The 23725-nt window shown below is 55.1% G+C and carries 15 protein-coding genes and 1 pseudogene; 8 read left to right on the top strand and 8 right to left on the bottom strand.

Features of this window, described 5'->3' with window-relative positions; translation table 11 throughout:
• Positions 1 to 15 precede the first annotated feature (15 nt).
• Both ACFOFO_RS24230 and ACFOFO_RS24225 read right to left on the bottom strand, forming a co-directional pair.
• Positions 16 to 930, bottom strand: coding sequence for a YihY/virulence factor BrkB family protein (locus ACFOFO_RS24230; protein WP_390333239.1), 915 nt, complete (start codon positions 928 to 930; stop codon positions 16 to 18).
• Between the two features lie 49 nt (positions 931 to 979).
• Positions 980 to 1153: a DUF1328 domain-containing protein gene (locus ACFOFO_RS24225; protein WP_390333236.1), complete on the bottom strand. Its 174-nt coding sequence runs from the start codon at positions 1151 to 1153 to the stop codon at positions 980 to 982.
• A 35-nt stretch (positions 1154 to 1188) separates the two neighbouring features.
• Here ACFOFO_RS24225 and ACFOFO_RS24220 point away from each other — a divergent pair.
• Positions 1189 to 1515, top strand: a pseudogene (locus tag ACFOFO_RS24220) (NAD(P)H-dependent oxidoreductase); the annotation flags it as partial.
• A 991-nt stretch (positions 1516 to 2506) separates the two neighbouring features.
• Here ACFOFO_RS24220 and ACFOFO_RS24215 read toward each other — a convergent pair.
• From ACFOFO_RS24215 to ACFOFO_RS24200, 4 genes are all read right to left on the bottom strand, one after another.
• Positions 2507 to 11227, bottom strand: coding sequence for a glycoside hydrolase family 94 protein (locus ACFOFO_RS24215; RefSeq protein WP_390333233.1), 8721 nt, complete (start codon positions 11225 to 11227; stop codon positions 2507 to 2509).
• 483 nt (positions 11228 to 11710) lie between these two features.
• Positions 11711 to 13087 carry a sigma-54-dependent transcriptional regulator gene (locus ACFOFO_RS24210; protein ID WP_390333230.1) on the bottom strand — a complete coding sequence of 459 codons (1377 nt, stop codon included), beginning with the start codon at positions 13085 to 13087 and terminating at the stop codon, positions 11711 to 11713.
• 518 nt (positions 13088 to 13605) lie between these two features.
• Complete coding sequence (locus ACFOFO_RS24205; protein ID WP_390333227.1) at positions 13606 to 14661, bottom strand: extracellular catalytic domain type 1 short-chain-length polyhydroxyalkanoate depolymerase; 1056 nt, start codon at positions 14659 to 14661, stop codon at positions 13606 to 13608.
• Between the two features lie 80 nt (positions 14662 to 14741).
• A complete protein-coding gene (locus tag ACFOFO_RS24200; protein ID WP_390324244.1) occupies positions 14742 to 15338 on the bottom strand; it encodes a Crp/Fnr family transcriptional regulator in 597 nt (198 codons plus the stop codon).
• A gap of 455 nt (positions 15339 to 15793) precedes the next feature.
• Between ACFOFO_RS24200 and ACFOFO_RS24195 the strand changes: the two genes are divergently transcribed.
• The gene (locus tag ACFOFO_RS24195; protein ID WP_390324242.1) at positions 15794 to 16744 is read left to right on the top strand and encodes a LysR family transcriptional regulator; all 951 of its coding nucleotides are present in this window, start codon (positions 15794 to 15796) and stop codon (positions 16742 to 16744) included.
• Positions 16745 to 16817: 73 nt separating this feature from the next.
• On the top strand, positions 16818 to 16997 hold the full coding sequence (locus tag ACFOFO_RS24190; RefSeq protein ID WP_390333225.1) for a recombinase family protein: 180 nt from the start codon (positions 16818 to 16820) through the stop codon (positions 16995 to 16997).
• A gap of 242 nt (positions 16998 to 17239) precedes the next feature.
• Here the strand turns inward: ACFOFO_RS24190 and phaP are convergent, their stop codons facing one another.
• Both phaP and ACFOFO_RS24180 read right to left on the bottom strand, forming a co-directional pair.
• Complete coding sequence (gene phaP, locus ACFOFO_RS24185) at positions 17240 to 17803, bottom strand: TIGR01841 family phasin (RefSeq protein ID WP_390324239.1); 564 nt, start codon at positions 17801 to 17803, stop codon at positions 17240 to 17242.
• Between the two features lie 395 nt (positions 17804 to 18198).
• The gene (locus ACFOFO_RS24180) at positions 18199 to 19020 is read right to left on the bottom strand and encodes an IclR family transcriptional regulator domain-containing protein (RefSeq protein ID WP_390333222.1); all 822 of its coding nucleotides are present in this window, start codon (positions 19018 to 19020) and stop codon (positions 18199 to 18201) included.
• Between the two features lie 234 nt (positions 19021 to 19254).
• Here ACFOFO_RS24180 and pcaH point away from each other — a divergent pair, with 234 nt between their 5' ends.
• From pcaH to ACFOFO_RS24155, 5 genes are all read left to right on the top strand, one after another.
• Entirely contained in the window at positions 19255 to 19947 is a 693-nt protein-coding gene (pcaH, locus tag ACFOFO_RS24175; RefSeq protein ID WP_390324236.1) for a protocatechuate 3,4-dioxygenase subunit beta, read from the top strand.
• Positions 19948 to 19960: 13 nt separating this feature from the next.
• Positions 19961 to 20479, top strand: a complete 519-nt coding sequence (locus ACFOFO_RS24170; protein ID WP_390324234.1) for a peptidase associated/transthyretin-like domain-containing protein — start codon at positions 19961 to 19963, stop codon at positions 20477 to 20479.
• A 40-nt stretch (positions 20480 to 20519) separates the two neighbouring features.
• A complete protein-coding gene (gene pcaB, locus ACFOFO_RS24165; protein ID WP_390333221.1) occupies positions 20520 to 21923 on the top strand; it encodes a 3-carboxy-cis,cis-muconate cycloisomerase in 1404 nt (467 codons plus the stop codon).
• Between the two features lie 107 nt (positions 21924 to 22030).
• Positions 22031 to 23293 carry a bifunctional 4-carboxymuconolactone decarboxylase/3-oxoadipate enol-lactonase PcaCD gene (gene pcaCD, locus ACFOFO_RS24160; RefSeq protein ID WP_390324232.1) on the top strand — a complete coding sequence of 421 codons (1263 nt, stop codon included), beginning with the start codon at positions 22031 to 22033 and terminating at the stop codon, positions 23291 to 23293.
• Positions 23294 to 23372: 79 nt separating this feature from the next.
• A partial coding sequence (locus tag ACFOFO_RS24155; protein WP_390333219.1) for a 3-oxoacid CoA-transferase subunit A occupies positions 23373 to 23725 on the top strand: 353 nt, incomplete at its 3' end.

The raw sequence follows: 23725 nt of genomic DNA, 5'->3' as shown, positions 1-23725 counted from the left end.
TCGGAACAATGCGTGTCAAACCTGCATCGGTGTCGATGTTTCGCTCCAGGCACCTGCAAGCATCAGGCGCTCATATTCCGCGATCACTTGGGCGCCAAGCAATAAGATGATTGCCGCGAATTCAAAAGTCAGTAGTGCCACTATGGTGCTGGCAAGAGAGCCATAAACGACATTGACCAGCGACAGTGTCGTGAAATACCATACCAGAATTCGACGCGTGATCTCCCAAAGTAGCGCGGCGACGCTCCCTCCGATAAGGGCATGACGCAAACGCAAATGTCCGACCGGCATGACCATGTAGATGGCCGTAAGCATTAATATTTCCCCCCCGAGCCCGAGCAGATATAGAAGGACGATTGAAAGCCGATCGAGCGAGAGCTCCCGGCCGAAAATATTGATCTGCTCAGCACCCAATGTCTGAAGCAGACTGGAGATGATGGCGGTCACCAATAAGCCGACACCAAGAAATAAGATGAACAAATATGGCAATAGTGCGGAAACAAGAAAGTGGCGACGACGAACCCCGGCCCTATGGGTAAAGATCACCGACATCGCATTTTCTAAAATGGAAAACGTCATCGATCCAAAAAACAAAAGCGCCACCGTCAAAACTGACCCGACTACTTGTCTATGAGCTAATAAACTGCGGGCCTGCTCAACGATGAGTGAAGTTTGGTTGGGAAGAAGCAGAGTCAGATATTTATTAAGCGTCGACAACAGTGACGCCTCGTCAAGCAAACTCGACAAAGTTAGTAACAAGAAAGTAAAAAGCGGTACGACAGACAACAGTGTGTAGTAGGCCACCGCACCGGCCAGCAGAAACCCTTGATTGGCCCGGAAGCTTCTCATTACTTGTAAAGCAAAGCGAAGCGGATCGCTGGCGATCATCCGCGCGGTGAGGCGGGCATTCCGTTTTCCCAATGGTCCCATTTTTGGCCTCATGAGATTGGCGGTCGCGGTCACCGTCGACTTAGCTTTTCTAAAACACCAGCTTTCCAAGCATTACGCCGAAGACCAGGACAATCAGGAAAATCGCAATTGCGATGTAGAACAATATTTTCGCGATACCTTTGGCTCCAGCCGCTATGTTGGAGAAGCCGAAAACGCCGGCAATCAGCGATATGACAAAAAAAATGAGGGCCAATTTCAACATGTCGGCTCCTTGTATCGATGTTTTAACTGTCCCTAATACGTGTCGATCTGCTCGACCTGAGCCTGCTAACGTCAGACTACGACAGCACATCCATCCGGTGCAAGGATGCGTGTCGACCGCGATGCCATTGCGGTCATTGGCCATGCGGTTGCTATCCTAACCATGCGTCGCGACAGACCAATGACTGGATGCCGGATATCTACGAAAAATGGGTGTCCGTCCATGCCATCGTTATTTTCACGCCGGTCTATTGATAGCCGGCACCGAGCGCATTGAAACTCATGATTGACCGGCTAGTGTGCGCTGACGGTGACAATCCCGACCCAATCAGCACTCAGGGAAAAGACGCACAACTGGCGAAAGTTGCGCGAACCTCCCCCCAAAATAATGACGCAACCAGCGTCGCAGTGAGCAGCGATCGATTCATACCATGCCGAAAATCATCAAGAGTAAAAGAACGGATACGGGAACGCCAAATAACCAAAACAAAACCATGCGAGTCATTTTAAATTCCTTTCCTGAAATCATCTTCGCATCGTTATGGTCGGTGCGCAGAATATATGTTTGTAATATTTACAAATGTTTCGGCAAATTTTTCCTCTAACAATAGCCAATATCCAATATCACTGCAATGCCCGCAATAACGTAAGCGCATGGGCACGCAACATTAATCTCAGGCATGCTCCTCGAATGTAGGCTTTGGTCTCGGCGGCTCTGTTACCGGTGCCACGGGAGGATGTGGCTCTTCGGTTGGCTGTTTAGGTTTCGATGGATCGCCAACCGGTACATCTTCGTCGGGTGTCGGTACCGGGTGATGTGCTGAATATGTCACATGGTCTCCTTATGCAGCTCCGCCACCACCCACTTTATTTTCCGTTGGCACGCAGAACCTCTCGACGCTCAAAAATTAATCTCTATGGAACACCCACGCGATGTTGGTATGGCACGGCGTCCAGCCGTTATTGGCTATAGTCGGCTTGGGCCTTTGGTAACGCGACCGTCTTTTGCGTCACCTGACAACGCATCGCATTCCTATTTAGCCGCCTCCGCCTTGTCTTCCGTCTTCTCGCATCTGGCCTTCGCAGACTTCTTCTCTTCCCGCGAAGAACGTCAGCGAAGGAAGAAACGCTTAAAGTCTTCTGTACGGCAACTCATGTCGCGTCACAATCCTGCTTTTTGTGCAGTTTATAGGCAATTTGCATGCCACACTTGGTCATCCCGACACGCCTGATCGTCATTTCCATTGCCGTCAATATGCAAGGAAATATCTGGTGGAGGAAGATTGCTGCCGGATCGTGAATTGCGATCTGCGATTGAGGCACGTCTGACACTGGGCAAATTCATGGTCTGACGTTATCCGAGTACTACTTCGACTCGATGTCGCTTTCCATCATCGACAAGAGTGATAGCGGACTGGCCTTGCGGCAATACCTGCCTGTCCAGTGTCAGACTCGCGACTCCCCGCATTACACCGTTCGGGTTTGCGACATGGATCTCATAAGTCGCACTACCATGTCGATAGTTGACCTTATAGTTGCGCCAATGCCGTGGAATACATGGATCAATCTTTAGGTTTCCGGCCTGTATCCGGATCCCCAGGAGCCACTCGGTCTGAGCCCGGTATAACCATCCGGCAGCGCCGGTATACCAAGTCCATCCCCCGCGGCGGACATGTGGCGACTCCGCATAAATGTCTGCCGCAATCACATATGGTTCCACCTTGTAGGCGTGCGCGCCGGCGCGGGTACATGAATGATTTACCGGATTGAGTATATCGAAAAGCTCCCCCGCCTTATCGCCGTCCCCGAGCGAGCAGTAGGCTATCGCGCACCAGATGGCCGCATGCGTATACTGACCGCCGTTCTCACGTACACCAGGCAGATATCCTTTGATATACCCTGGCTCCAATGGCGTCTTGTCGAATGGCGGCGTGAACAATAAGATCAGATCGTCGCCTGTCCTGACCAGGTATTCGTAAACCGATTGCATGGCGCGACGGGCCCTGTCCGGATTGCCGACCGCAGTAATGGCACTCCAGCTCTGCGCCAAAGAATCAATACGGCATTCCGCGGCGGATGAGGTTCCCAGAGGTGTGCCATCGTCGAAAAACGCGCGCAAATACCAACTGCCGTCCCAAGCATTGCGCTCCAGTGCCTGATGCAACTCTTCCGCATGCCGCAACCACCGCGTGCGGCGATCTTGATCATCAAATTGCGCGCAGTAGGGAGCAAATTCCGTTATGGCCGCGTGCAGAAACCAGCCAAGCCAGACGCTCTCACCGCGACCTTCGTGTCCGACCAGGTTCATCCCGTCGTTCCAATCGCCATTTCCCATGAGCGGCAAACCATGTGCACCGGTTGTGAGGCTGCAATCGATTGCCCGCGCGCAGTGCTCATACAACGTGCCCTGATAATCGGCGTCCTTCGGCTCAAAATAAGAATCCTCTTGTCCCTCCGCCAGTATCGGGCCATCGAGAAAGCTGACCATCTCTGACAGCACTGCGTGATCTCCAGTCACCGAAATATAATGTGCCACCACATAGGGCAGCCAGAGGCGGTCATCCGAACAATGCGTACGCACCCCACGCCCCGTGGGCGGATGCCACCAGTGCTGAACATCGCCTTCTACAAATTGGCGGGCCGCTGCGCGCAAAAGATGGGCTCGCACCAGATCGGGTCTGGTCACAACCAGCGCCATGCAGTCCTGAAGTTGATCGCGGAAACCATATGCGCCGCCTGCCTGATAAAACGCGGAGCGCGCCCACATGCGGCAAGTCAACGACTGGTAGAGCAGCCAACGATTGAGCACGATGTCCATCGCGCGTTCGGGAGTTTCAATCTGAATTTTTCCCAGAATCGCATCCCATTGCTGGCTTACCTCGTCCAACAAACTCATTGGATTCAGTTCACGATAGCGCTTTATCAATTCGAGCGATGCCTGTTTGTTTGCCGCCTGGCCGAGAAGAAAAGTAAATTGCTTTCGTTCCTTGGGCATCAACTTGAAAGTGGTTTGCATCGCGCAACACGGATCCATCGCCGCTCCTACACGATTGCTCAGCACCATGCCATGGGCTAAACCCGCGGGTTGACCGACGCCGCCATTACGGCCCAGAAATTCGGTTCGATCGGCGCTCCAGGCAGTTTGCTGACTGCATAGGTCGGCAAAGGCATAGCGTTCGCCAAATTCGGCATTCCATGCGTTGTGGGCCAGCATTGCCCCGGTCCCTGCGTCGATTTCAGTTACTACATAGGCACTGCTCGTCGCTTTCGATGCACCCAACACCCATTCCAGATAGGCGGTGAGCGAAATCTCGCGCGCCTGCGACGATCGATTTTCTACGGTGCATATCGATAATTTGACAGGATCGTGCCAGCTGACGAACTGAATCAAGTCGGTCGCGATCCCGTGCGTTGCACTCTCGAATCTGGTGTAGCCCTGACCGTGGCAGGCAATATAGGTCGTCGATTCAACACGTATCGGCAACGCGGTGGGCGTCCAGAGCTCGCCCGATTGTTCGTCGCGCAAAAAGAACGCCTCGCCGGCCGGATCGCTCACTGGATCGTTCGACCACGGGGTTAGTTGATTTTCTCGGCTGTTTTCTGACCAGGTATACCCAGAACCCGATTCGGAAACCTGGAAACCAAATTCACCATTGGAAATGACGTTAAGCCAAGGGGCCGGGGTGCGTTGTCCGTGCGTCAGTACCGTAATATATTCACGCCCGTCCTTGGCGTATCCACCCAAGCCATTAAAAAATTCCAGCGGCAATTTCGCAGTTGCGCCGGCGTCCGCCGCGATACGTCGGGTTGCTGGACGCGCTGGACTATGCGGCATCGGTTTAGTGCGCCGCATCCGCAGCACCTGCTCGGCGAGACTACCTTGCTTACCAGACAGGGTTACCCGGGCAGCGCATTGCAATTGCTCCACTTCTTCGATGGATAACAAATCCGACCTTAAAATGAAGACCGCGCCCTGCACCGTTCCATCGCCGGCAGTTTTGCTGGTGCGTACCAGATGCTCTAGAAATTCTTGAAGATTTTGTGAATAGGAGCTCTTTTTTTCGTTCAGCACCACAAGATCTACGGCCAAACGTTTGAAGCGCCAATATTCATGCGCCCGAAGCAACTGCAGAAACACGCCGTGTTCTTCCGGATCATCGATACGGAAGAACACGATGGGCCGATCGCCCGATATCCCGTGTCGCCACAGTGCCCTGACGTTCAACTGATTTCGCTTCATCGCGTCACCTGCCGAACGCAAAGGATCGGCAAACAGCACTCGATTGGCGAGATACTGGAATAAATGAGCCTCATCGGGCGTGATACCCAGATAGTGCAATTGCACTTGAGCTTGGGTCCACGCGAGGGTCGAAATTCGTTCGAATGTCGCCGGATCGTGATATTTATCCGCCAAGCTTACAATTGCCTCGCGGCTCGTTGCGACGATAGTCGAAAATGTGGCATGCACGGTTGCGCCAGGTGCCACCCGCAGGCGTGTCCGCAAACTGAACACCGGGTCCAGTACCGGCCCAACGGTATTGGACAACGGACGATCGTCCATCACGGCAACGGGATCGCGCACCGTATGTCCCCGTCCCAGAAAACGCATGCGGTCAGTTTCGTATCCAATGGCGCCGACAATGTCGGTCGCGATCACGTGCGCCGCCCATATCCGATTTTCGCCGGGCTTGCGCGGTCTGCGCGAGGCCAGCAGACCACGTGCTTCCGGTAAATACTCCGTCTGCACGAACAGATTGGAGAAGGCGGGATGTGCCATATCGCTTGCAGGCGGCGCCAGCACCACCTCGGCATACGATGTAATTTCTATTTCCCGCTCGCGCGAGCCGGAATTGGTGATGGATAGATGGCGGATTTCGGCGTTGTCTTCCGGTGATACCAGAATCTCCAGCGCCGTTGACAATGTACCGTCACGACGCTCGATTCTGGCCCTGTCTTCAAAAAACACGGCCTGATAATTGGCAGGCTCCCCGCCGATCGGCTGGTAAGTCGCGGACCATACTTCTCCCGTCATGACATCGCGCATGAACAGGTAACTTCCCCAGTCGTCGCAGGTGGCGTCTTCGCGCCAGCGCGTCACCGCCAGTTCTCCCCACTGGCTGTAACCTGAACCGGCTGCCGTGACCATCACCGCATATTGGCCGTTGGACAGCAAATGACTGGAAGGAATCGGCAGACGCGCGGAGTGAAAACGGCGCGACGCAAATCCGACAGGTTCTCTGACCATTACCTCCCGCGCCAGCCCCATCCGTTTGGCGCGAATTGGTACCTCACGCGGCGTGCGCTCCTGCAGCAGAAGGTCTGCCGCTTTAACAATCGGTTCACGATGAAACCGGTGACGCATGATACCGTCTTGCAGCACGTTGAGCACCGCGATCAGTGACATTGCCTGATGATGCGCCATGTAGGCCCGAACCATTGCGACCTGCTCGTTTTCCGGCAAGCGAACTTTGGTGAAATCCACCGCCTCGTAAAATCCGTAGGGTCCCCGCGCGCCGATCGCTTCCAGCCGGTCCATGTTGCGGATTGCTGCGCGGCTGTCATACATCGCCGCCAGCGCCGTTGCATAGGGGGCGATAACCAGATCGTCCTCCAGGCCCCGCTTTAACCCGAGTCCCGGCACGCCGAATGCCCGATACTGATAGGTATAAGCGCGATCGCGCACATTGAATGCGGACTCCGAAATACCCCACGGCACACCGCGCTTACTGCCGTAATCGACTTGCCGCTCAATAGACAGTCGGCATGTCTGATTCAATAGGCTGTGACGCGGCGTATACATGACCAGCGAGGGCATCAAATATTCGAACATCGATCCAGACCATGACAGCAATACGGCGGCCTTATCGATAGCCATCAAGGGCCGCCCCAGCCGCAGCCAGTGTGTGGCAGGAACATCCCCTTTGGCCACGGCAATGAAACTGGTCAGCCGAGCCTCCGAGGCGAGCAAATCATAATGACTGGAGTCGAGCGCGGCATCGGCCACGCGGTATCCGATTGAAAATAGTCCGCACCCCGTATCAAACAGGAATTTGAAATCCATTTCATTGAACAATTGTTGTGCCTGAGTCCGTATCTCGCGCAAACGTGTCAACAGTTGTTCGGATGCCTCGGCCGTACGTTGCAGATTCAATACCGTCCGGTCGATATGCGTGCTGTCGTCATTTGCCCACGCTTTTTCGCCTTGTAATGCCGCAATGACGGCACGGCAGTATTGCGGGGTGTCGCTCAGCGTCAACCGCGCCTGACGCTCACTTTGCAAAAGCTGCTGCAACTCCGCGCTGTCAATTCCAGAATGGCTACCGGAAAAATCTAAGCTCGGGAATAATTCCAAATCGCGCGTGTGACTATGAATATCGGCATGGACGGCACTAGCCCATGCCTGAATTTCACTGATTGCCGGGTCATCGCTCTCCCGCACGAGAGCTTGCACTGCATCAATCAAGGTATTTGCCTTCGATTTCAGTTCGGGTGCAAGCTCGCGCCAATCTTTGGCATTGGCCGCATTCAATTCCAGCAATAGATCCGCATCGTTAATAATTTCACGCAACTGTTCGATACTTACTGTCGTAGTACGAGGGTCGCTGTATCCCTCGGAGAGCGCCCTGTTCAACAGCATGACCGAATCCCTGACCCCGATCAGGTCGATTGGACTGAAAATGGCGCGCCGCGAAAGTTCCTCACACCCCTGCGACAGAGCGAGAAGATTCCCTGCCAGATTGCCGCTATCGACAGAAGAAATATATTGCGGATCGAGGGGCCGCAGATCGCGAGTGTCGTACCAATTGTAAAAATGCCCGCGATAGCGAGGCAGCGAATGTAGGGTCTTCAGCGTCGACTCGAGACGGTCTGCCATATCCAGGATTCCAATCCAGCCGAAGTCCCTGGCGGCAATCACGGACAGTAAGTAAAGCCCGAAATTGGTAGGCGAACTGCGGTGAGCCACGACCGGATGCGGATCTTCCTGAAAATTATCGGGCGGTAGCCAATGGTCCTCTTCGCCGACAAAGGTGCTGAAAAAGCGCCAGATCCGCCGCGCGTGCAGGCGTAGTTGATTAATCTCCTGTGGTTGCAGAGGCTGGCTGGAGACTTCACGAGGCGGCAGGCTGATCAACCGCGCAAAAATCGGTGAGCCCCACCACAGAATTATGAATGGCGCGGCGGCGAGGATCGCGCCGGGATTGAACAGCAGGATGATTGCAGTGGAGCCGATGGCGACAAACGTGGCGCCGCGCAATGGCCATAGAAAATTGCCGAATGAAAAATTGGCCGCGTTGCGCACTTGCGCAGCCGTGACCCACTCGAGCAAGCGCCGGTGGCTAAAGAACAATCGAAACAAGGTCCGTACGATGGCGTCTATCATCAGCCACGCATGATGTGCGAGCAGGGTAAGCGCTAATGCGGCATGCCCCACGGCGCGCATCATATCTGTGGCGAGAACCCGAACATGATGGGGTTTCGATATCCCAGGATGACGGGGTAGGAGTGCATCGTATATCGACAGCAGTACCGGGAAAGCAAAAGACAACAAAACGAATCCAAGCCAAACCATATAGGACGCATGCAACATCGTCAGACTGCCCAGCAAGAGAAACAGGCTGGCCGGTGCGGACAATGAGCGTCGCAAATTGTCGGCCATTTTTGCGCGGCCCAGTGCCGGCACCGATCGACTTTTCGGCCCGATTATCCACGGCAATAATTGCCAGTCTCCCCGAGTCCATCGATGAATTCGCGACGCTGCCACTTCGGAATGCGACGGAAAATCCTCAAATAATTCTATGTCGCTGATCAATCCGCAGCGCGCGTATATACCTTCGAACAAGTCGTGACTTAGTATCGCGTTTTCCGGGACCCGCCCCGCCAAGGCGGCCTCAAACGCGTCCACGTCATACAAGCCTTTCCCGGTGTAATTGCCCTCGCCGAACAAATCTTGATAGACATCGGACACGGCTCCGGCATAAGGATCGATTCCTCCTGGTCCGGAAAACATTCTTTGATACAGCGAGCTCTCACTAGCCAACGGTAACGTCGGCGTGATGCGGGGTTGAATGATGCCGTAGCCTTCGACTACACGTTGCGTTTCTGAATCCTGCCGAGGCCAATTCAGCGGATGCGCGGCCGTGCCAACCAGACGACACACCACACCGATTGGCAACTTGGTATCGCAATCTAGCGTAATGACGTAACGCACGTCGGGAGGCAAATTCGGTGCATTCTGTTCTGCCGTAATGAACGAAGTATCTTTTGCCTCGCGCAATAATCGATTGAATTCATGCAGCTTGCCGCGCTTGCGCTCCCAGCCCATCCATTTTTTTTGACGTGCGTTCCAAAGGCGTTTCCGATGGAATAGGAAGAAGCGTTGCTCTCCGCCTGGTAGCGCACCGTAGCGTGTATTGAGGGCTGCGATACCAGCTTGCGCGAGGTCAAACAATTGCCTGTCCGTTGCCTCGACCTCATGATCTGCATCGAGCCAGTCCGACAGAAGAGCAAAATGAATCTCGCCCTTGGTATTCGACAGATAATTAGCCTCCAGCTGTTCGATTTGCTCTGCGACTGACGCTTCGCTGGTCAAGAGTGTGGGTACCACGACGAAAGTGCGCATACCCGCAGGAACGCCATCTTCTAGTTGAAGTCGCGGCAAATAACGCGGGCCGAACATTTTGCTCACGAATTTGTTCAATAATCCAACCGCCATATCAGACGCGGGGAAGGCGCCGAGAAATGCCAGAAATATGAGCTGGCCCCATTCAAGTCCTGCCCTGGCACTGATAACCAGAGGGACCGCCAATAGCAGCAGTGTCAACAGAGCCATGCCGCCAAAATACGCGGCATTGGCATGGCTAACACAGACCCGCATAAAGTGCTGACGAAGTGACGGACGAAATCCTATTTCTTGTTCAAATCCACGGCGCCCCCCGGCGATCAACAAATATCCTACGTCGGACATCCGATCTGTAGCTGCGAAGGTGGAATTATTAGTCGCCGACGTTTTGGCAATCACTCTGCGCGCGATGTCGAGCTCAGAGCGGTTCGATCCGTCAGCGATTTCTTCCAATGCATGGCGGTAGCGATCACGCGTCGCAAAGTCCATGAGTCCAAAGTCTGGGCTGCGCCTCAGGCATTCATCAACCAGGCTAACCCCTTCAAACCAGCCCTGCCAATCGAATACCGACATGGTCTTCATGCTGACCACGATATTGCGCACCGACAAATTATCGGCCGACTGGCTCGCATGTTCGGCCTGCACAATGGCGTCGCCATCCATGCTTTGTTCGCGAAGTAGGTCGTTGAGGTGATGCAGCGAGACGTCCTGATAGCGCAACCGATGAATCAATTGCACGGCGAACGCCGGCGAGAAATCCGGCACCGTCATCTTGCGAAATGCTGCGTCCACCACGTCAGGAGGCTGGTTGCGGTACGCAAGCAATTCATCGGCGAATGCATCTGCTTTTTGTCGCGCATCCTGTAAGGCAATGACACGGACACTGAGACGTCGCAAATTGTCGAGCATAAAAAACCGCAAACACATCGGCACGGCCCATAGCTCTTTGATCGTCAGCACTTCAATCCGCTGATATGCCTGCAGAAAGCGCGTCAGCAGGGCCGGATCAAACCGGCAGTCCGTATGCGCGATAAACGTTCTCACCACAGCGTAGATGCGCGGGTAGCCGGCGAACGGGCCATCGATAAGCTTGGGCAATGCGCGACTACTTTGGACGGTCAGATTATCGTCGAGCTCTCTTAATTGATCTTCTACTACGTGGAAATTATCGAGCAACCAGTCCACTGACGGCGTGGCGGCCAGCTGGGTGTGCGCGCTTTCCGAAATAGTCTGATAGCACTGAAGCAATATTCGACGATTTTCATATGCTTGGGTAGTCAAACTCGGACCAGAGGGGGTTTTGGCTACGCGGGACTGCTCGGTAGCCAGATGCGATGCCAGTTGCTCCATGCGCTCCGCACTGAACAATTCCTCGCGTATCGGTTCTTGCTGTGGCGTGAACTGTCCTGGGGCAATGAAATAAGCAGTACTAACACGGTTTTTGATCAATGACATGAACCCCATTTTTTCACCTCATCGGCCATCAAGCCAGGAATAGCAAAAGGCGATGAACGAACTGGGAAACCGCTATTTAGCTTCCTTCGCCTCGGGTATCCATCCTTCATCGGCCCAATTTTCCTCCTTCCTGGTGTGTGTCGCGTGAGCCGGTCTCGTGTTCGATATGTGCTGTGCCGAAGGAAAGAGGGAGCGCCGCTCTAAATTTTGTGAATTGTGAACTGAGGCTGAACTGTGGGCGGACCAGACAATTAATCTGAAAAACATTTGCGCTCACGTTGTGGCTGCGGATTCGATTGATGAGCGCGAACTGCTAACCGGACAGGCATATTGATTCGGTCAATATATACACACAGCAACGTCCATGCCAATAGCCATACAAGGATCGCGGTAGCCGCTTAATTATTTCATCGCGTTCATTTCTTGACCGTTATCGGCAAGAATTACCGCGGGAATAACACGATGCGACTTCCTCAAAGTCGATCAACGAGCTTCCATAGATTCATCGGAACTGGCGTTATCCTGATTTGATTCATATTCACGCAAACGGTTGTATAGCGTTTTTAAACTAATCCCCAAAATTTCTGCAGTTTTCTCCTTGGTTCCCTGGCACTGATCCATGGTAGCAAGAATCAAACACCGTTCTACCTCGGCCACCGTGCTGCCTACTTTGATCTGTAAATAAGCTCCGCTTGTTTGCTTTACTTTTTCCTTACGCAAGGGCAGACAAGAACTGTCGATCACACCGTCGGCGAGAATGTACGCGCGTTGTATTGCGTTTTTTAGTTCTCGGACGTTGCCCGGCCAGTAATAATGCATCATGAGATCAAGTGCATCCGGCGTGTAGGCCTTATTGGTGTGCTCCGCCTGATTCAGCTCTTGCAGATATTTATTGGCAAGTAGCTCGATGTCTTGTCCGCGCGCACGCAATGGTGGCAAATTCAGCGGAAAAACTTGCAGTCGATATAGCAGGTCTTCGCGCAATTTGCCCTCGGCCACGGCTTGCTCGGGATTACGATTGGTCGCTGCAATCACGCGCACATCGGACTCGATCTCCCGCGACGACCCGACTCGCATAAAGGTCCCGGTCTCAAGAACACGCAATAACTTGACCTGAAGTTCGGCCGGCATTTCCGTGACTTCATCGAGGAACAGGGTGCCGGCACTGGCGCGTTCGAAATAGCCTTTGTGTTCGCGAAGCGCGCCGGTAAAGCTCCCCTTTTCGTGTCCGAACAATTCGCTTTCAATCAATTGCGGAGAAATTGCGCCGCAATTAACTGCGATAAATGGTTGTTTGTGGCGCCGGCTCAGTTCGTGCAGGGTTTGTGCAACCAGCTCCTTGCCTGTGCCGCTTTCGCCAGTAATAAAAACGGTAGCCGAGGTCGGCGCCACCCGTTCGATCTGCACATACACCTTTTGCATGGCTTCGGATGCGCCGAGCAAGCGTCCAAAATGGCCGAGATTGCGCAATTCTCCACGTAATGACCCAATCTCCCGTTTGAGATCCGTCGGCCGCGCAACCCGCGCCAGAATTGACTTGAGGCGATTAACATTGACTGGTTTGATCAAATAGTCGACGGCGCCGAGGCGCAAAGCCTTGATCGACGTTTCAATACTCGCATGTCCAGTAATCAGAACCACTTCGGTATTGATACTGTCGCCAACATCGCGAAATAGCTCCATACCATCGCCATCCGGCAATACCAAGTCGAGCAGCACAACGTCGGGACGTTGTTCCAGCATCCGTTCGCGCGCCATTTGGAGGCTGGAGGCAATTGCCGTGGTAAATCCTTCGCGGGCCACCAATTCCGCGAGGCCGGTCAATGTATTCATGTCATCGTCGACTAATAGCGCATGCATGTTCCATCCAATTTTTTCAGTTGGGTAATCAAATAATGCAGACCATTATTTGCGCCTTGGAGGATTTCATTGTTGCCTGCTGCACACAACAAATTCGTTGGGTCCGGCTCTCCTCTCAGTGTCGTACTTGCTCGGAAGGACTGCTGACTTAATCGCGGAATCAAGCCTATACATCATAGATAACGCTCGCCTCCCGTCAAGCCGGTATTACAGACATGTTAGGAAAAATCAAAACGAAGCTGGCATGCACTGGGCATGCGGCATTGTCGGAATGGCATCATGCCTTGTTTCGATTGATTCGATGGAGAAGCGTTCCACGCACGAACAACAAACGTGGATAATTTGTAGATGGCGTTTATTTGTGCTGTCAGCGCGCGCAAGAAAAAAGGGGGCGTGAATCAACACTATCCCCGTTCTGCTTTGCTGGTGCGGCTGGCATCCAACCCACAATCCTTAGTTCGTACCCGCATCGTAAAAGATAGTGGCCGTTTATCTTGCTTGGAAAGAGCAAATGTTTGCTACGCTTCCTGCGATTGGGTAAACAAGAAACGCAGCATTTCGCGTGTGGCGTCCGGGCCTTTCGGATCGGTGAAACTGCCGCAGGCGCTGCCGCCCGACCAGGCGTGACCGGCGCCATGCACAAGCCATTGTTCAGCGACCGGCTGCCCGGAAGCGTCCATGTGTATGGTGCGGGTATAGGCGTGGCCATCCGGTACCTGGCCCTGCTCGACGGTGATATCGGTCGCCTGCAACAATGCGCCATCGACCATATTGGAGGCGCTTTGCGCCAGCACCAGGTCGCCGTTATCCGGATGCACGGTGGTGTCCATATCGCCATGAAAAACGATGGTTGACATCACGCGCGCACTTGCGATGGTCGCGGCGTCATGATCTTTGTGTTGAAGAATGAATCGGGCGCCGCTGCGCATGGCGACGATAGCCGAATAAAGGTCGTTGGCGCCGGCATAGGCCAGGCCGGAATGGACGCCGACGGCGGCGTACAACTCGGGATAGGTGGTTCCCATGATGACCGCCATCGCGCCACCCGCCGAAAGGCCGGCGATATAGACGCGGCGCCGGTCGACATTGAAAGTCTGGATCACGTCGCGGGTGATCCCGGCGATCATCGAGGGTTCTCCCTGATCACGTTGCTGATCGACTGCTTTGAACCAGTTCCAGCACCGAAAGCCGTTGGCGCGCTGCGTTTGGGTCGGGTAAACCACCAGGCATTGCCGTTCTTCGGCGAGGGCATTCATGCGGGTGCCGATTGCAAAATCATCCGCATTCTGTTTGCAGCCATGCAGCATCACCACCAGCGGGAGTGGCCGGCCACGATAGCCGGAAGGAATGAACAATTTGTAATCGAGCGTACCTACGCCGTTGGTATAAGTTCCGGCCAGAAACTGCGCACTGCTTTTCCTGGCGCCTGCTGGGTTAACTTTGCGAAGCACAGAGCGTATGGGCGCCATGGTCCGGAACATGCGCTGAAAGGGCGCCGTGCTTGCGCCAACGACGGTCGTAACTATCAGGCGCGTCGCGCCGTAAATCATCTCAAGCATTTTGCCTGTCATCATGGATACCTCTTCAAGAATTCGTCGTTCCGCCGGCAGCGGCAAAGCCGTGGCATGGCTGGCGGGGGCCGGTGAGAAATGCATCAATGCCGCTGGGACATGTCCGCGATGGCGCGTTTTGTAATGAGCCGCGCCAGAGACATGCCAAACCGCGGATTTTCGTAAAACGCCTGCATAACTTTTTCGTTGGATACCGTGAGCAGCTCCCCATCCGTTTTACATACCGCCGTCCATGGCCGTTCCTTCTCAGGAGCAAACACACCGATTACTCCTGCAATCTGACCTCGCCCGATATCCCTTTGAACGCCGTCGACGCGAACGATACCTTTAAGGATGTAGTAAATCTCATGAGCCGGATCGCCCTTGCAGAACAGGGTATCGCCTGCACGGAAGCGCCGTCTCGTCATGAACGGCAGCAGATGTTCAATGGACACATCTCCCTCCCCTGCTTGGCGGACCTGCCCGATGAGCTTCCGTAGTTCCAAAATGCGAACGCCGTTCAGGGGCAGCAGAAATAGATGAAGTAAGAGTACCGGGTATAAATGGGAAAAATATCCGTAAATGATGAAAGCCACGTTGCTGCAGAGAGCGATATACCGCAAAGGCAGTATTGCCTTCATACAGAATGTCATGAAGGTCAAAACAGAAGCCACATAGCCGATAGTCGCCAACCAGTTCATGGACTGCCACTCCCATCTTCATGCACACCTAGTGTCCCGCACCATTTGCGTGGGCGCCGCCACACCAGGCGTCCAGCAACGTGTTCGAGGCCGGCATCACCAAGGCTGGGCGACTTGGCGCGTGGTCACATATTTTGGGCAAAACTCTTATGCTGCACTGCAGTGTATATTATCAGGCGAGCAGCGCCAATTTCGATTATCCATGTCAGGTATGGGTTCACCGAATAGCGCTTCTGCAAGCTACTTTTTCGTGTGAGTAAGAGCGATAGACTGCTTCTTGCGCAACGAGGGAACGACTTCATTACTCCGAGCGTCGTACCTGATGCGCCGTATGCTGCAACGCAGTATATTGACTACATTACCTGTAACGGCGTAGCGCATTTTAAAGATGCGTTGCTGGGCAGCAGCTTTCGTTTTGCATCCAATGCGTCTCAACGCAGAAAGCGAGCAGCACCATGAGCTTTCAGAATCTTGATTTGAATCTACTGCGCGTGTTCGACGCAGTGATGACCGAACTAAACTTGACGCGAGCAGCGGATCGGTTAGCCATGACGCAGCCGGCGGTATCCAATGCCCTCAAGCGCCTACGTTACGCGCTGGATGACGATCTGTTTGTTCGCGTACCACATGGCGTAAAGCCGACGCCTCGGGCGGAAGATTTACAACCTGCCGTGCGCCTTGCATTATCAACGCTGGAAACAGCAATCACACCAGAACAAATCGATATAACCGAAACACCGGTGACCTTTCGGCTGTCGATGGCGGACTCGACTGCAGCGCTTATGATGCCGTCGCTGGTGCGTCAGATGAAGCAGATCGCGCCGAAACTGAGCATACAGATCTTGCCGCTGATGACCCGTGACCCCCGTCCTGCGCTATTGCACAGCGACATCGACCTCGCGATAGGCTCGTTTCCCGGCGTCGTGGCACAACTGAATTCCGAACAAGACGCTGAATCACCTATCCGCCATAGTCGACTGTATATCGGCGAGTACGTCTGCGTGATGCGCAAAGACCATCCGCTGGCAAACGCTGAACTAACGCTGGACAGCTATTGTGATGCGGACCATGTGCTGGTGAGCTTTTCCGGCCGTGCGCACGGGCCCGCCGATGACGTACTTGCAAACATGGGACGGGAACGCCGCATTGTCCTCACTGTCAATCAGTTCTTCACCGTCGGGCAGATTGTAGAGGGATCCGACCTGATCTCGATCATGCCGCGGCATTCGATCGCATCGACCAGAATGGCCGATGTCCTCGTCTCGAAGAAATTGCCGTTCTCCTTACCTGCGGTGCAGGTAGACATGCTTTGGCATGAGCGTGACTCTGCCAATGCCGCTCACAAATGGTTGTGCAATACATTGCACGAGATAGCAGATGCTGACATGAGGCTCTCAAGCGAGTAGGAAGCGAAACCCAATGAGGTGATTGAAGACGCGGGGAGAAATCTCCCCCCCAAATGCTGGAAGAGCCCAGGAGGTGTTGGCGACCATCAAGTGTCTGGCCGAGCGGAAAGTCGAAGTCATTGTTTTGCAGCTCGGTAGCCTCCACCTTGATTCGCCCGCCGCGAAGTTGACGTGGGCAATATTGGCGGCGGTCGCGGAAATGGAACGTGACTCGTTCTTGGACCGCATCCAGGCCGGCTTGGCCGGCGCCTAGCGGAAGAAAAAATGCTCGGCAGACCGCCGAAAACGAACTAGAAGAAGCGTCAGGAGATGGTGCAAGGATATGTGGCCGGTACCAACACCAGCGCCCAGTTGCGGCGTTACGTCCGAAGAGACGCCAGGTGAGTGCGGCGGCGAGCAGTAGCGTACCAAGCATGATCGAGTCACCGATGGGAAATCGCGATTCCATAAAAAAACGAGCCGCAAGCGGCCCGTTCGATAGCCGGTACGAACCGCTTATTTCTTGGCGCGGCCGGCCGCCTTTTCAGCGGTCTGGGACATCTGGCTTACTGCCTTGTTCACGTTCTCTTCGATTGTTTCCGCCGTTTGCTTGGTGGTCTTGGTCAATTGCTCGTAGCTGGCGTTAGCATTGCTGATTGCCGACTTCAGCAGGGCGATCGCGTTTTCCGAACCGGCGGGCGCATTCTTGGCAGCCTCATCCACCAGCGCCGTTACCTTGCGGGTAGCCTCGACGATTTGCGCTTCAGCTGCCTTGGCGAACTCGGCTCGCGTGGCGGCGGCGATGCTGGCCAGATTGCGGGTGTAAGCCAGCACGTTTTCAGCATTAGGCTGACTTTGCGTGGAGGTCAGCGCGAAAAATTCCTGCGGGTCCTTGGCTGCCAACAGCTGCGCCGCCGCGGCGCTCGATTGCTCCAGCGATGCCTTGGCTGCGCTGACGTTCAGCTCGACGAGTTGAGCAACGCTTGCAAATGCCTTGTTAGTCAATTCGGTCATTGCCGCGAGCTGGGATTCGAAATTCGCTTTGGCAGCATTGGAAAACTGGTCATTTTTGGAAGTCATGGCGCTGTTCCTTGTGGTGAGGCGGTTAGTTGAAAACTTGTGCGCTGCAATAAACTCTATTTTAAGGATTGCATGCACGTTGTCAAGATATCTTGTGCACTGCAACAACCTTAAATTTGACGCGCCGAAACGCGCGCGCGTATCAGACTATAGCGTACCGGCGGTTCCGTCGCAGTAATTGAGTTGTGCCGGAATTTGGGTAGGTATATTAAGCGCGCAATTCAGCGAAAGACGGTTCCTCTTCTTTCGTGACGATCAGTGGTCACTGCCGTGTAGATGAGCTCACACGAAAGCCCAGGTGCCAAGGGCTCACAATCCGCCATTGAAGACTATCAACGATTGCGGCTGGTTCAATCGCGCGAATGCCATGAGAAATGCGACTTCGGCCATTACCATTACAACAGCGCAGCCAGCTCGACCTGCACTTTCAGCAGGGCAGGCAGGCAGCGTTCGACAATATCCTCGACCGGCATGCGCGACGCATGCACGCTGACGTTCATCGCGGCGACCGTTTCTCCCCGAAAGTTCTTGAGTGGAACGGCAATCGTCCTCAGGCCCAGTTCCAGCTCTTGATCGACCACCGAATAACCTTGTGCACGAGTACGCGCGATTTCCAGCAACAGGCGCTCTTTGTTGACGATGGTGTGCGCGGTAATGGGCTCAAGCTGCAGTCGTGCTAGAAACGCCTCGATCTGCTGTTGCGGCAGGCTGGCCAGCAACACGCGACCATTGGCCGTCCAAAACGCCGGCACTCGCGTGCCCGGCTGCAGCGTCGCTGACACCACGCGACCGGCACTGACGGCAGCGACGCAAATCAGTTCATCGTGGTCCAGCACGCCGACCGACGCGGCCTCTTCCAGTGAGTAGGCCAAACGGTACAGCAATGGCTGAACAATCCGCGGCAGGCGGGCTGAATGCAGATACGACTGCCCCAAGCGCAACACCTTGGGCGTCAGCGAAAATACCTTTTGCTCGTGCCGGACATACCCCAGATGGGTCAGTGTAATCAAGTAACGTCTGGCAGCCGCGCGCGTCAGGCCGGCGCGTTGCGCGACCTCGCTGATCGTCAGCCGCGACCGCTCCTGATCAAAAGCTTCAATCACCTGCAAGCCTTTTCCCAAACCGGCAATCAAATCACGCTTCAGCGGCCCATCGTCCTCAATCAAGGAGGTGGGTATCTTGTCCGAAACTGTCTCAGATGTGGAATTCAACGCCATAAAAACCTCCATTTGGGCGATTATCGCACGATACGGGCGATCATCGGCCGCTACGGCATGCCGGGACCTTGATGGCCAATTATTGATCGCCTATGATGCCTTTCACCAGTAGCGAATATCAATCATTTGCGCAGCATTCGCACAAATTGACCTATCCATTCAGCCATGGCCATTCCTCGCCAATTGCGCAGATGGCGCCACGCTGTACGCGACCCAACCCAAAGGAGAACTTACGTGCGATTCGAGTCCATAGAACCCGGGGTCTACCCAACCCTCGTATATCCACCTTACGTCTCCACCGTCAAACGCGGTCCGACCCAGGAACCGCTGCGCATTCGCGCCGCCGCACCGGTCCAGACCAACATCACGCCTTCGCGCGGCTTGATCCTGCCGCACGACACCGACCTTACCGCACATGGAGAGCGCGAACCGTTAGGCGAAAAGATCGTCGTCACCGGCCGCGTCCTCGATGAAGATGGGAAGCCGGTGCGCAACTCGTTGCTGGAGGTATGGCAATGCAACTCTGCAGGCCGCTACTGGCACAAAAAAGATCAGCACGACGCACCGCTCGATCCGAATTTTTTCGGCTTCGGCAAGATGCTGACCGATGACGAAGGCCGCTATCGTTTTGTCACGATCAAGCCCGGCCCTTATCCGTGGGGCAATCACCAAAAGGCATGGCGCCCGGCGCACATTCACTTCTCGCTGTTTGGCAACGTCTATGCGCAACGTCTGGTGACGCAAATGTATTTTCCGAGCGATCCATTGTTCGACTACGATCCGATTTTCCAAAGCATTTCGGACCTCGCCGCACGTCAGCGGTTGATCGCGCGCTTCAGCCTGGAACAAACGGTCGATGACAAAATGCTCGGTTACGAGTTCGATATCGTGTTACGTGGCCGTGATGCCACACCGATGGGTATTTAAAAGGGAATACAACATGGCTTCCAAGATCACCACTACACAGACCATCGGTCCTTTTCCGCACGAAGCGTGGCGCTGGGGCGTCAATGCCAGCGCCACGCTGGTTAGCAGCGCACCAACCATTAGCATCAGCGGCGTGATCCGCGATGGCAATGGCAATCCGATTAGCGATGGCTGGATTGAAGCCTGGCTGCCGGACGCAGTCGCCGCCGAATTCGCGCAAGCAATACCTGGCTTTCGCCGAATCCCTACCGACGACGACGGCGCCTTCCGTATCGAAGTATCGCTGCCAACCCCTGCCACCGCTGGCAAACCGGTGCTGTATGCAACGATCTTTGCACGCGGCCTGGTGAAGCATCAGTTCACCGCGGTCTTTCTTGAAGATGACACCGGTTTGCCGCAATCCGAGATCCTCAAGCAGGTGCCAGATTATCGCCGCGAGACGCTGATCGCGCGCAAACAGGCGGACGCGCAATATCATTGGGATATCTGGATGCAGACCGACAAGGAAACCGTATTTTTCGATTACGTTTGATCGCATCCGGTATTGTCGTCCTTACCCGAACGGAGCCTCAGTGAGCGTTTCAATTTTTGACAGTTTTCTCACCACGCCGGACATGATCGCCGTGTTCGACGATGCGTCCGTTGTGCAGGCGATGTTTCGTTTTGAGGCGGCCTTGGCACGCGCCCAAGCGGCCGAAGGCATCATCCCGGAAGCGGCTGCACGCGCCATCGCCAGTGTCTGCAATGCACAGCTGTATGACATCCCGGCGATGGTGCATGCCAGCCGCCGCGCCGGCAGTCTGGCGATTCCGTTGGTCAAGGAGCTGACCAAGACCGTCGCGCTGTTTAATCAAGAGTCCGCGAACTATGTGCACTGGGGCAGTACCAGCCAGGACGTGATCGACACCGGCATGGTACTGGTCACCCGTCAGGCGTTGAGCCTGATCGATGACGGTTTGCAGACGCTGACTGAGAGCTTGCTGAATTTGGCCGAACAGCATTTGGCAACCCCGATATTGGCGCGCACGCTAATGCAGCCGGCGCAAGTCACCAGCTTCGGCTTCAAACTGGTCGGTTGGGCTGCCCCGCTGGTACGCGCCCGCGTGCAATTGCGCGAGACCGCGCAGCGCGCGCTGCAATTGCAACTTGGGGGCGCGGTCGGCACCTTGGCAGTGATGGCTAAAAAAGGCCCGGCTGTCGCACGCCGGGTAGCCGACGATCTGGGTCTGGCCGAAGCCGATGCCGCCTGGCATACCCAACGCGATGAATGGGTACGTCTTGGACTGGAAGTAGCAGTGATGGTTGGCAGTCTTGGCAAGATCGCGACTGACCTTAGCCTGCTGGCGCAAGGCGAAATCGCCGAGCTGGCAGAGCCGTCCGGCAACGGCCGCGGAGGCTCGTCAGCCATGCCGCACAAACGCAATCCGGTGTCATCAATGATCGCGCTGGCAGCGGCTGCACGTACTCCGCAACGGGCTGCCGCGTTGCTGGCCGGCATGGGCCAGGAACATGAGCGTGGGCTGGGCAACTGGCAAGCCGAACTGGCGGAATGGCCCGGGATGTTTCTCAGTGCCCACGGCGCACTCACCGCACTGGCCGAAGCGATGGCCGGGCTGCACGTCGATACCGTACGCATGCGCCGCAATATCGACGCATTGCAAGGATTGGTATTCGCAGAAGCTGTGTCGATCTACCTCGCTGCCGCGATTGGTCGGCCGCAGGCGCATGGCCTGATGGAACAACTGACGCAACTGGCGGTGGCCAATGGCAAGGACCTGGCCGCGGTGATCACTGACCATGTCAAGACGGCAGTCAAAACGGATACCCGGTTGCGCGACAAGATTGACCTCTCTGTCCTGCAAACGCTGTTTGATCCAGTTGCCGCGACCGGACCGGCAGAAACCCTAGCTCGCCAACAATTACAGACTTTACGGACCACAGTGGCTGCGCTGCAGGCGCTGACTGCCCTAACCTAGCAACGTAGGATGGATGAAACCGATCATTCCTGTGGCTTATGGCACAGGATGGTTTCACCGATCCGACGGCACTACGTACTACAACCAATGAAACGAGTGAATAAACCATGAACTACGATCCCATCGACCATGACTTCGAACGTGGCATGCAAAACCGCCGCCACATACTCGGTGACGACTGGGTCAACCGCTCGCTTGCCAATGGCAATACCTTCAATGCCGAATTCCAGAATTTGATTACGCGATTCGCGTGGAATGAAATTTGGGGGCGCCCCGGACTGGAACAAAAAACCCGCCGCGTGATCGTGCTTGCCATCACCATGGCGCTCGCCCGCTGGGAAGAGTTCGAATTGCATGTGCGGGCCGCACTGCTGGGCGATCCGGACACGCGGCTGACGCCGGATGAAATGAAGGAAGTGCTGATGCAGACGGCGATCTACGCCGGCGTTCCTGCCGCTAACACCGGCTTCACGCATGCGCAGCAGATTTTGCGCGAAATCGGCGAACAGATCGGCTATACACTGACGCCGTCGGCACCGACAGATACCTGTCATCCCGGCATCGGCAAGGAAGGTGCCACGGTCAGCAAACCTGCGCTGCACTATAGCGTACGCGCTCCCCGCAACGGCAAGGCACCGCGTCATACCGTCGCGCTAAGCCATGCACTGGGTTGCGATCTGACAACGTGGGATGCACTGGCCAACCTGCTCGCTGCCGACTGCCGCGTGATCACCTACGACCATCGTGGCCATGGCAGCTCCGATGCGCCAGTGGACTTATATACGATTGCCGACCTGGCCGACGATGCGGCACGTTTATTGCGCGAACTTGATTCTGGACCAGTCGTGTGGATCGGTCTGTCGATGGGCGGCATGGTCGGACAGGAGCTGACCCTGCGTCATCCGTCATTGGTATCAGCATTGATCATTGCCAACACCACCTCCGCCTACCCGGATGCCGTGCGTGAAGTGTGGCAACAGCGTATCGGCACCGTGCGCGCCCAAGGCATCGAGGCGATTGCCGATGCCGTCATGGGACGTTATTTTCATGACCAGTTCCGTGCTGAACACAGCGCCACCGTCGCACGCTTCCGCCAGCGCCTGACCAGCACCGGCGCCGATGGGTATATCGGCTGCTGCCATGCGGTTGGCACGGTGGACACGACCGCACGTCTGCCGCAGATTGGAATACCGACGCTGGTGATCGCCGGTGAACTGGATCAGGGTACGCCGTTGGCCATGTCGCAAACGCTGGTCGAGAAGATTCCACAGGCACGCCTAGTGGTGCTGAAAGACGCCTCGCATCTCAGTGCAATCGAACAGCCGCAAGCGTTTGCCCAGGTGGTCGCACAGTTCATGCTGGAATTGTGATGAACCAAGTTCTCAATACGTATATTTGTTCGTTATAAGAACTTAGGATTTTTTTCAAATTAATGTTCGTATGGAAAATATGATAAATAAAATCACCCCCACTGTAGACGAAGCACTGGCAAATATTCACGATGGCGCGACCGTCATGATCGGTGGCTTTGGCGGCGCTGGGCAGCCCGCCGAATTGATCGACGGCCTGATTGCACAAGGCGCAAAAAACCTGGTCATCGTCAACAACAATGCCGGCAATGGCGATACCGGCCTGGCAGCACTGCTCAAGGCTGGGCAGGTACGCAAAATCATTTGTTCTTTCCCGCGTCAGGCCGACTCGTATGTTTTCGATGCTTTATATCGCGCCGGAAAACTGGAACTGGAACTGGTCCCGCAAGGTAATCTGGCCGAAAGAATCCGTGCCGCCGGGGCTGGCATCGG

Origin of the sequence: Pseudundibacterium arcticum (genome assembly GCF_042646465.1) — a bacterium.
GTDB classification, from domain to species: domain Bacteria; phylum Pseudomonadota; class Gammaproteobacteria; order Burkholderiales; family Burkholderiaceae_D; genus Undibacterium_A; species Undibacterium_A arcticum.
Note: the sequence above shows the minus strand (reverse complement) of the source record. Positions and strands in the feature narration are given on the sequence as shown.

Coding starts and splice junctions, on each gene's coding strand:
- ACFOFO_RS24230 (WP_390333239.1), bottom strand. CDS start 930: ATGGGACCATTGGGAAAACGGAATGCCCGCCTCACCGCGCGGATGATC.
- ACFOFO_RS24225 (WP_390333236.1), bottom strand. CDS start 1,153: ATGTTGAAATTGGCCCTCATTTTTTTTGTCATATCGCTGATTGCCGGC.
- ACFOFO_RS24215 (WP_390333233.1), bottom strand. CDS start 11,227: ATGTCATTGATCAAAAACCGTGTTAGTACTGCTTATTTCATTGCCCCA.
- ACFOFO_RS24210 (WP_390333230.1), bottom strand. CDS start 13,087: ATGCATGCGCTATTAGTCGACGATGACATGAATACATTGACCGGCCTC.
- ACFOFO_RS24205 (WP_390333227.1), bottom strand. CDS start 14,661: ATGATGACAGGCAAAATGCTTGAGATGATTTACGGCGCGACGCGCCTG.
- ACFOFO_RS24200 (WP_390324244.1), bottom strand. CDS start 15,338: ATGAACTGGTTGGCGACTATCGGCTATGTGGCTTCTGTTTTGACCTTC.
- ACFOFO_RS24195 (WP_390324242.1), top strand. CDS start 15,794: ATGAGCTTTCAGAATCTTGATTTGAATCTACTGCGCGTGTTCGACGCA.
- phaP (WP_390324239.1), bottom strand. CDS start 17,803: ATGACTTCCAAAAATGACCAGTTTTCCAATGCTGCCAAAGCGAATTTC.
- ACFOFO_RS24180 (WP_390333222.1), bottom strand. CDS start 19,020: ATGGCGTTGAATTCCACATCTGAGACAGTTTCGGACAAGATACCCACC.
- ACFOFO_RS24170 (WP_390324234.1), top strand. CDS start 19,961: ATGGCTTCCAAGATCACCACTACACAGACCATCGGTCCTTTTCCGCAC.
- pcaCD (WP_390324232.1), top strand. CDS start 22,031: ATGAACTACGATCCCATCGACCATGACTTCGAACGTGGCATGCAAAAC.